Genomic DNA, 5,047 nt, shown 5'->3' with positions numbered 1-5,047 from the left:
GCTAAGCGACTACCGTATCTAACAGGGGGCAACCCCCAACTACATCAGGCGTACTAGGGCTTAACTTCTGTGTTCGGCATGGGAACAGGTGTATCTCCTAGGCTATCGTCACTTAACTCTGAGTATTCTCAACTCAAAATTGAATATCTATACTGTATCAAGAAACCAAATCGTTGTCAATATGTCTCAGTTACTTTCTTTGGATAAGTCCTCGAGCTATTAGTATTAGTCCGCTACATGTGTCACCACACTTCCACTTCTAACCTATCAACCTGATCATCTCTCAGGGCTCTTACTGATATAAAATCATGGGAAATCTCATCTTGAGGTGGGCTTCACACTTAGATGCTTTCAGCGTTTATCCCTTCCCTACATAGCTACCCAGCGATGCTCTTGGCAGAACAACTGGTACACCAGCGGTAAGTCCACTCTGGTCCTCTCGTACTAGGAGCAGATCCTCTCAAATTTCCTACGCCCGCGACGGATAGGGACCGAACTGTCTCACGACGTTCTGAACCCAGCTCGCGTGCCGCTTTAATGGGCGAACAGCCCAACCCTTGGGACCGACTACAGCCCCAGGATGCGACGAGCCGACATCGAGGTGCCAAACCTCCCCGTCGATGTGAACTCTTGGGGGAGATAAGCCTGTTATCCCCAGGGTAGCTTTTATCCGTTGAGCGATGGCCCTTCCATGCGGAACCACCGGATCACTAAGCCCGACTTTCGTCCCTGCTCGAGTTGTAGCTCTCGCAGTCAAGCTCCCTTATACCTTTACACTCTGCGAATGATTTCCAACCATTCTGAGGGAACCTTTGGGCGCCTCCGTTACCTTTTAGGAGGCGACCGCCCCAGTCAAACTGCCCGTCAGACACTGTCTCCGATAGGGATAACCTATCTGGGTTAGAGTAGCCATAACACAAGGGTAGTATCCCAACAACGCCTCACTCGAAACTGGCGTCCCGAGGTCATAGGCTCCTACCTATCCTGTACATGTGGTACAGATACTCAATATCAAACTGCAGTAAAGCTCCATGGGGTCTTTCCGTCCTGTCGCGGGTAACCTGCATCTTCACAGGTACTAAAATTTCACCGAGTCTCTCGTTGAGACAGTGCCCAAATCATTACGCCTTTCGTGCGGGTCGGAACTTACCCGACAAGGAATTTCGCTACCTTAGGACCGTTATAGTTACGGCCGCCGTTTACTGGGGCTTCAATTCATACCTTCGCTTACGCTAAGCACTCCTCTTAACCTTCCAGCACCGGGCAGGCGTCACCCCCTATACATCATCTTACGATTTAGCAGAGAGCTGTGTTTTTGATAAACAGTTGCTTGGGCCTATTCACTGCGGCTGACCATAAGTCAGCGCCCCTTCTCCCGAAGTTACGGGGCCATTTTGCCGAGTTCCTTAACGAGAGTTCTCTCGCTCACCTGAGGCTACTCGCCTCGACTACCTGTGTCGGTTTGCGGTACGGGTAGAGTATAATTAACGCTAGAAGCTTTTCTCGGCAGTGTGACATCACTAACTTCGCTACTAAACTTCGCTCCCCATCACAGCTCAATGTTAGAGATATAAGCATTTGACTCATATCACACCTCACTGCTTGGCCAGACACTTCCAATCGTCTGGTTTAGTTAGCCTACTGCGTCCCTCCATCACTATATACTCTAGTACAGGAATATCAACCTGTTGTCCATCGGATACACCTTTCGGTCTCTCCTTAGGTCCCGACTAACCCAGGGCGGACGAGCCTTCCCCTGGAAACCTTAGTCTTACGGTGGACAGGATTCTCACCTGTCTTTCGCTACTCATACCGGCATTCTCACTTCTATGCGCTCCAGCACTCCTCACGGTACACCTTCTTCGCACATAGAACGCTCTCCTACCATACCTATAAAGGTATCCACAGCTTCGGTAATATGTTTTAGCCCCGGTACATTTTCGGCGCAGGGTCACTCGACTAGTGAGCTATTACGCACTCTTTGAATGAATAGCTGCTTCTAAGCTAACATCCTAGTTGTCTGTGCAACCCCACATCCTTTTCCACTTAACATATATTTTGGGACCTTAGCTGGTGGTCTGGGCTGTTTCCCTTTCGACTACGGATCTTAGCACTCGCAGTCTGACTGCCGATTATATCTCGTTGGCATTCGGAGTTTATCTGAGATTGGTAATCCGGGATGGACCCCTCACCCAAACAGTGCTCTACCTCCAAGAGACTTAACATCGACGCTAGCCCTAAAGCTATTTCGGAGAGAACCAGCTATCTCCAAGTTCGTTTGGAATTTCTCCGCTACCCACAAGTCATCCAAGCACTTTTCAACGTGCCCTGGTTCGGTCCTCCAGTGAGTTTTACCTCACCTTCAACCTGCTCATGGGTAGGTCACATGGTTTCGGGTCTACGACATGATACTAATGCGCCCTATTAAGACTCGGTTTCCCTACGGCTCCGTCTCTTCAACTTAACCTCGCATCATATCGTAACTCGCCGGTTCATTCTACAAAAGGCACGCTCTCACCCATTAACGGGCTCGAACTTGTTGTAGGCACACGGTTTCAGGTTCTATTTCACTCCCCTCCCGGGGTGCTTTTCACCTTTCCCTCACGGTACTGGTTCACTATCGGTCACTAGAGAGTATTTAGGGTTGGGAGATGGTCCTCCCAGATTCCGACGAGATTTCTCGTGTCTCGCCGTACTCAGGATACTGCTAGGTATAAAGACTATTTCGAATACGAGGCTATTACTCTCTTTGGCCTACCTTCCCAGGTAGTTCTTCTATAATCTTTAAGTCCACGTTGCAGTCCTACAACCCCGAAGAGTAAACTCTTCGGTTTGCCCTCTTGCCGTTTCGCTCGCCGCTACTAAGGCAATCGCTTTTGCTTTCTCTTCCTGCAGCTACTTAGATGTTTCAGTTCACTGCGTCTTCCTCTACATTACCTTAACAGTAATGAGTGACAGGCATTACCTGCCGGGTTCCCCCATTCGGACATCTCTGGATCATTGCTCACTTACAGCTCCCCAAAGCATTTCGTCGTTAGTCACGTCCTTCATCGGCTTCTAGTGCCAAGGCATCCACCGTGCGCCCTTATTAACTTAACCTTATTTTGGTCTTTCGACCTAACTCATTAAATATTCACAGCGTTTCGGTTTATTTTCTTGTTACTATCTATATGTAATTAATTACATATGGAATTTGATATAGATATTCAATTTTCAATGGACAATACTTGAATCTTTCGATTCAATGGAGCCTAGCGGGATCGAACCGCTGACCTCCTGCGTGCAAAGCAGGCGCTCTCCCAGCTGAGCTAAGGCCCCACAAGACCTCTCAAAACTAAATAAGAAACTCAAGTACATTCCGTTTTTCCTTAGAAAGGAGGTGATCCAGCCGCACCTTCCGATACGGCTACCTTGTTACGACTTCACCCCAATCATCTATCCCACCTTAGGCGGCTGGCTCCAAAAGGTTACCTCACCGACTTCGGGTGTTACAAACTCTCGTGGTGTGACGGGCGGTGTGTACAAGGCCCGGGAACGTATTCACCGCGGCGTGCTGATCCGCGATTACTAGCGATTCCGACTTCATGTAGGCGAGTTGCAGCCTACAATCCGAACTGAGATTGGCTTTAAGAGATTAGCTTGCCGTCACCGACTCGCAACTCGTTGTACCAACCATTGTAGCACGTGTGTAGCCCAGGTCATAAGGGGCATGATGATTTGACGTCATCCCCACCTTCCTCCGGTTTATTACCGGCAGTCTCGCTAGAGTGCCCAACTGAATGATGGCAACTAACAATAGGGGTTGCGCTCGTTGCGGGACTTAACCCAACATCTCACGACACGAGCTGACGACAACCATGCACCACCTGTCACCGATGTACCGAAGTAACTTTCTATCTCTAGAAATAGCATCGGGATGTCAAGACCTGGTAAGGTTCTTCGCGTTGCTTCGAATTAAACCACATGCTCCACCGCTTGTGCGGGCCCCCGTCAATTCCTTTGAGTTTCAACCTTGCGGTCGTACTCCCCAGGCGGAGTGCTTAATGCGTTAGCTGCGGCACTGAATCCCGGAAAGGATCCAACACCTAGCACTCATCGTTTACGGCGTGGACTACCAGGGTATCTAATCCTGTTCGCTCCCCACGCTTTCGAGCCTCAGCGTCAGTTACAGACCAGAGAGCCGCTTTCGCCACCGGTGTTCCTCCATATATCTACGCATTTCACCGCTACACATGGAATTCCACTCTCCCCTTCTGCACTCAAGTTTGACAGTTTCCAAAGCGAACTATGGTTGAGCCACAGCCTTTAACTTCAGACTTATCAAACCGCCTGCGCTCGCTTTACGCCCAATAAATCCGGACAACGCTCGGGACCTACGTATTACCGCGGCTGCTGGCACGTAGTTAGCCGTCCCTTTCTGGTAAGCTACCGTCACAGTGTGAACTTTCCACTCTCACACTCGTTCTTGACTTACAACAGAGCTTTACGATCCGAAAACCTTCTTCACTCACGCGGCGTTGCTCGGTCAGGGTTGCCCCCATTGCCGAAGATTCCCTACTGCTGCCTCCCGTAGGAGTCTGGGCCGTGTCTCAGTCCCAGTGTGGCCGATCACCCTCTCAGGTCGGCTATGTATCGTCGCCTAGGTGAGCCGTTACCTCACCTACTAGCTAATACAACGCAGGTCCATCTTGTAGTGGAGCAATTGCCCCTTTCAAATAAATGACATGTGTCATCCATTGTTATGCGGTATTAGCTATCGTTTCCAATAGTTATCCCCCGCTACAAGGCAGGTTACCTACGCGTTACTCACCCGTTCGCAACTCATCCAAGAAGAGCAAGCTCCTCTCTTCAGCGTTCTACTTGCATGTATTAGGCACGCCGCCAGCGTTCGTCCTGAGCCAGGATCAAACTCTCATTAAAATCTTTAATAATTGTTCGAGCGTTAACTCATTACCGTCGTCTGACGATTTATTCTTGTAAATTGACAGGTTATAATTTCTTCTATCATAACCCTGCACTTGGTTTCTTATTCAGTTCTCAAAGGTCT

General features: G+C 49.4%; 1 tRNA gene and 3 rRNA genes. All 4 read right to left on the bottom strand.

Annotation, left to right across the window (positions count from 1 at the left end):
• A 5S ribosomal RNA gene (gene rrf, locus H7U01_RS09875) occupies positions 1 to 116 on the bottom strand.
• A gap of 83 nt (positions 117 to 199) precedes the next feature.
• Positions 200 to 3,099, bottom strand: a 23S ribosomal RNA gene (locus H7U01_RS09870).
• 146 nt (positions 3,100 to 3,245) lie between these two features.
• Positions 3,246 to 3,318 (bottom strand) — tRNA-Ala (locus H7U01_RS09865).
• Between the two features lie 54 nt (positions 3,319 to 3,372).
• Positions 3,373 to 4,920 (bottom strand): 16S ribosomal RNA (locus H7U01_RS09860).
• The 16S, 23S and 5S rRNA genes sit together here with 1 tRNA gene alongside, the layout of an rRNA operon.
• Positions 4,921 to 5,047 lie beyond the last annotated feature (127 nt).

The organism is Streptococcus sp. 21.1, from assembly GCF_016648635.1.
In the GTDB taxonomy this organism is placed as follows: Bacteria; Bacillota; Bacilli; order Lactobacillales; family Streptococcaceae; genus Streptococcus.
The sequence above is the reverse complement of the archived record's forward strand: the minus strand, read 5'-3'. Positions and strand labels throughout refer to the sequence as shown.